General features: G+C 33.1%; 6 protein-coding genes. 3 read left to right on the top strand and 3 right to left on the bottom strand.

Translation table 11 applies throughout. The features are described 5' to 3' along the window. A partial coding sequence (locus tag WOCAOBSORBRA_RS05515; RefSeq protein WP_246165652.1) for a hypothetical protein occupies positions 1-525 on the top strand: 525 nt, incomplete at its 5' end. Here WOCAOBSORBRA_RS05515 and tmk read toward each other — a convergent pair. Then, entirely contained in the window at positions 518-1,108 is a 591-nt protein-coding gene (gene tmk / locus WOCAOBSORBRA_RS05510) for a dTMP kinase (RefSeq protein WP_174516102.1), read from the bottom strand. The two genes, WOCAOBSORBRA_RS05515 and tmk, sit on opposite strands and share 8 nt — an antisense overlap. 108 nt (positions 1,109-1,216) lie before the next feature. Between tmk and WOCAOBSORBRA_RS05505 the strand changes: the two genes are divergently transcribed. Together WOCAOBSORBRA_RS05505 and WOCAOBSORBRA_RS05500 are read left to right on the top strand one after the other, a co-directional pair. Next, a complete protein-coding gene (locus WOCAOBSORBRA_RS05505; RefSeq protein ID WP_174516101.1) occupies positions 1,217-1,789 on the top strand; it encodes a thioredoxin family protein in 573 nt (190 codons plus the stop codon). Positions 1,790-1,794: 5 nt separating this feature from the next. Beyond that, positions 1,795-3,513, top strand: coding sequence for a monovalent cation:proton antiporter-2 (CPA2) family protein (locus WOCAOBSORBRA_RS05500; RefSeq protein WP_010963130.1), 1,719 nt, complete (start codon positions 1,795-1,797; stop codon positions 3,511-3,513). Positions 3,514-3,543: 30 nt separating this feature from the next. Here WOCAOBSORBRA_RS05500 and WOCAOBSORBRA_RS05495 read toward each other — a convergent pair whose 3' ends face one another. Together WOCAOBSORBRA_RS05495 and bfr are read right to left on the bottom strand one after the other, a co-directional pair. Then, complete coding sequence (locus tag WOCAOBSORBRA_RS05495) at positions 3,544-4,161, bottom strand: SURF1 family protein (protein WP_174516100.1); 618 nt, start codon at positions 4,159-4,161, stop codon at positions 3,544-3,546. Between the two features lies 1 nt (position 4,162). Next, a complete protein-coding gene (bfr, locus tag WOCAOBSORBRA_RS05490; protein WP_155969303.1) occupies positions 4,163-4,639 on the bottom strand; it encodes a bacterioferritin in 477 nt (158 codons plus the stop codon). Between the last annotated feature and the right edge of the window lie 208 nt (positions 4,640-4,847).

The following is a 4,847-nucleotide window of genomic DNA, read 5'->3' as shown; positions in this document are numbered from 1 at the left end:
AAATCCACACTATACGCCATTATAACTCAAATAGCTTATTATACCTTTATCATTTACTTTGGGAAGTACTATAGTTGTGAAGAAAAATCTTTGGTAAAGAATGTTCTTGGTATGGTTGAACCGGCTGAATCGGTAAAGAGAGTGCATTGCCAAGAAAATATTAAGTCCTTATTAGCAGAAGTGAGAAGTACTACGAAAGATAGGTTTCGTAACGTGCTTGTTAATCTTTGTTTTGAAGATCGTAGTAAAGCACACAAACTTGCATTATATGTGAAAGAAATTGACGATATTGTGTCTTCAATAAAAAATAAAGACCTCTTAGACCATTTTGATCAATTTTTTACTATTACTGAAGTAAGCAATAAAAAAAATAGAAGTGAATTAATGAACCTCGCAAGGGCATATAAGATGATAAGTGAAGAAGATCCAGACAAAATACAGGATTTTTTAGCTACTCAAACAAAAAGTTATTCATATGAAATAATGTTACCTGAAATTGATAATTTTCTATCACAAGCTAGGTGATTTTATCAATAATTTCATTGTGTACGTGATTATCATTTTTTGTTTCAATTCCAGTGATAACACTGCACCTAACGGGCTCTTTTATGGCTATTTCCTGAAATCCTTTTCTGACCTTATTGTAAAAATTAACATCCATTTCTTCATATTTATTCTTGTCTTTTGCTCTATTTAACCCAACTTTAACATCAATATCTAGAATGAATGTAATATCTGGATATTTAATTTCCACTAGCTTATGTAAGTCCCTTATTAGCCTTAAGTCAACTCCAAACCCATATCCTTGATATGCAATAGTTGAATCAATAAACCGATCACAAATCACTATTTTTCCTTCTGCAAGAGCTGGTAATATTAATTTTTTCATATGTTCGCGCCTCATCGAGATAAGTAGCAAGAGTTCAGAAATAGGATCAATGTTATTCGTTAACAACACTCCTCTTATCTTTTCTGCAAAATCAGTACCACCTGGTTCTCGAGTCAATACCACATTATTTTCGCCGTGAATTTGCTTAAAATGATTTGCAAGTAGCTTAGATTGTGTTGTTTTACCAGAGCCGTCTATTCCTTCGAAAGTTATGAACATAAGTTTTATAATTATAATACTAAAAAAGAATATGCAAACAGTATACATAGAAACCGTTTGACATTTAAATAATAAGACCGTAAATTACATGTGGTATAATAATAGTCTATGGTTGCTCTGAATACTCCTAAAGTCGATTTTAGTTTTACTGCAAAAGATTTTAATCTTTTGGGAGTAGACAATAAATATTATGCATTAAGTGACTGTTGTGGAAAAAATGGTCTTATTATAATGTTTATATGCAATCACTGTCCTTACGTTCAGTCAATTATTAGCAATCTGGTAAGCGATGTTGATCAATTGAAAAAAGATTATCAGGTAAACACCATTGCAATAATGCCAAATGATGTAAATGAATATCCAGAAGATTCCTTTGAAAATATGATTAATTTTGCCAAGGAAAATAAGTTTACATTTCCATATTTAATTGATAGTACACAGAAAATAGCTAAAGAATACGGGGCTGTTTGCACTCCTGACTTTTTCGGCTTTAATTCCAATTTAAACCTTTGCTATCGTGGACGTTTTAACGACACAAAAAAAGAAAAGGTTCAAAGCTATGAAGTAGGAAGTAGTGACTTATTTCAAGCTATAAAATTTATTGCAGAAACTGGTAATTCTCCAATTGACCAAAAATCAAGTATTGGCTGCTCAATTAAATGGTCTAATTCTACAGGTTAAATATCATGCACAGTGGCTCTCAGCATTTGTTTGATATTATAATTTTGCTTTCTGCTGCTGTGTTTATAGTCATAGCATTTTGGAAAATGAATATTAGTCCAGTGCTTGGTTACTTCGTTGCAGGTGCAGTTATTGGTTCTCACGGATTTAATCTGATACACTCAGCTGAAGCAATGGATAATCTTGCAGAATTTGGTGTAGTTTTTCTATTATTCATTATAGGCCTTGAATTGACATTTGAACGCCTGATCGCTATGCGTATTCATGTATTTGGGTTCGGTTCTCTTCAAGTTATAGTTACCATGGTAGCAATATGGTGCATCGCTCTTGCTTTCGGAGTGAATACGAATATAGCAACAGTTATTGGTGGTGGGCTTGCGCTATCCTCAACAGCAATAGTGTTGCAGGTTCTGCAAGAAAAAGGTTCTCAAGCAAGTCAGGTTGGTAGATTGTCGATAGCAGTGCTATTAATGCAAGATTTTGCAGTGGTACCATTAATAGTATTGGTACCTTTACTTACTGGCAATTCTGAGCACAGCCTGATAAGCTCATTGGCAGGTTCATTGGTGCAAGCAGCTATTGCATTAGTGCTGATATTTATAACTGGTAGATTATTGCTTAGACCTTTATTTTCGGTTATTGCTAAAATGGAAAGTAATGAGATCTTTATATCAACAACGCTTTTAATAGTATTAGGAGCAGCATTTATTACTGAGCAATTCCATTTATCGTTAGCATTAGGTGCATTTGTTGCTGGATTGTTAGTTGCAGAAACAGAATATAGACACTCAGTAGAACACGCAGTATTGCCATTTAAAGATTTGTTTCTTGGCTTATTTTTCATGACTGTTGGTATGTCCATCAATACCGAACTTTTACTCAATAAGTTACCACTAATTACTTTATTATCGATTATCCTTATCGTTTTAAAAACATCTATTATATATATATTGTGTAGATTTTTTGGGTTTAAGAGTGCACCTGCTATACAAGCTGGGTTACTGCTTTCACAAGGCGGTGAATTTGCGTTTATTTTGTTTCGCTTAGCAGATGAGCTAAATGTGCTACCAAGTGAAATCGCTCAAGTACTTATGATGGTAACTACAGTAACCATGGCTTTCACTCCTCTTTTATCGGGGCTTGGAGATTGGATAGCAAACTCATTTAGCACTGAGAAAACAATATTAGATGATGAAGCTGTTGAAACAGATACACAAGATCTTTATAACCATGTGATAGTTGCTGGATTTGGTAGAGTGGGATATATGGTAACAAAAATGCTTACGGCAGAGCATTTAAGTTACGTTGTTGTAGATATTCAATCGAAAATAGTCAAAGAAGGAAAAAGTGATAGTTTTCCTATATATCTTGGAGATGTTACAAGATGTGAAATTTTAAAATCGGTAGGAATAGAAAGAGCTCAAGCTCTCGTTATTTCAATAAAGAATGAAGTTACTATAAAAAAAGTTGTTTCTTTAGTTGCAGCAAATTTTCCGCATGTAAATATTGTAATACGCTTACCAGATCTGAGTAATGTGGAGGTTTATAGAGATCTAGGAGCTAGTAAAATTATTCCTGAAACATCTGAGATAGGATTGCAGCTAGGTGGAGCTGCACTGAGCCTTAGTGGTATTAGCGAAAGTGGAGTTACGTCTTTAAAAAGTAGATTCAGAAAAGGCAATTACAGTATGTTAAAAGACCTTGGTAGTGATAAAGATGAATAACTACTTCTCTAATTTTATGTACAGAAAGCTTCAAGCTTTATTGAGGTTTTGCCTATAGTAAATTATGCACATAATCAACCAAATTAAGGAAAGTGCAAACCAAGTGATTGCATATTCCAAATGCTTCATTGGCTGTATAGCTACTTTGCTGCCAAAATTGTTCGGCCACAATATACACTTCTCTAGCTTAATACCTAACTCATTGGAAATTTCTTCTGTACTCAGGGTAAACCATGTATTCGAAGCAGTATCGTTCTTGATAAACCAATTTTTGCTTTTACTGCTATTGCAATATAAAACTCCACCTGCAGCTACTTTTTCAATTTTTGCTCTTTCCTCTTTTTTTTCTTTAACTATTCCTTTGTTCACTAGCATATAATTTCCAGTAGTAAGTAGCATAGGAGATAACACATGATAGCCATGTTGTCCTGCAAAAACATATAGCTCTATGTCACTTAGAATCCCATCAATCTTGACATGCCTATAGTTAAATTTTTCAAGGTCGTTATTGGGCAACAGATGAACAACTGGAAGGCTCATACTTTTAATAATATTATTCTTCCAGTTCAATCTGAATACTTGCCATAATCCTAATAAAAAAAGGAGCAAGCAAGGTACAATTAAAATAAATACTATTTTTTTTAACACTCTATATTTGTGTTCTTAAATAGTTTTCAACACCCATTAGTTCAATAAGGTCAATCTGTTTCTCAATCCAATGGAAGTGCTCTTCTTCATTTTTTAACATCTCTTCTAATAACATTACACTAACAAAATCTTTTTCTTTCTCAGCGATAGAAATCGTTTCTTTGATATCCTTAATACCTTTTCCCTCTAATTTCAAATTAGCTTCTAAGATTTTCCGTATTGTGTCTTTTGTAAACTTTCCATCATGCTTTGATATTTCGTTTGTATCCTGAAAATTTGGAACTCCTTTGAATAACAAAATTCTTTCTGCCAACTTGTTTGCATGTTCAAGTTCTTCGTTAAGCTCATTTTTTACCTTTTCTGCAAGTCTATTAATTCCATTGTTTTTGAGAACCGCAAAATGTAAAAGATACTGGCGTACAGAAGTCAGCTCATTGGTCAATAATTTATTCAAATGTTTTACTATCTCTTCATTCATAATCTTCCCTTAGTTCAATTCATCAGCATAATTTATATGATAACGATAGTTATAGCAACTCATTTAATATTTCCTTTGATAACAACCGTATTAAATAGCATGTCGTGGTATGTCTGTTTCTTTTTAGAAAAACAAGCAACTATAGTACTTCCCAAAGTAAATGATAAAGGTATAATAAGCTATTTGAGTTATAATGGCGTATAGTGTG

This window comes from Wolbachia endosymbiont of Cardiocondyla obscurior (assembly GCF_902713635.1).
Taxonomy (GTDB): domain Bacteria; phylum Pseudomonadota; class Alphaproteobacteria; order Rickettsiales; family Anaplasmataceae; genus Wolbachia; species Wolbachia pipientis.
This window is presented reverse-complemented; position numbering and strand designations above follow the sequence as displayed.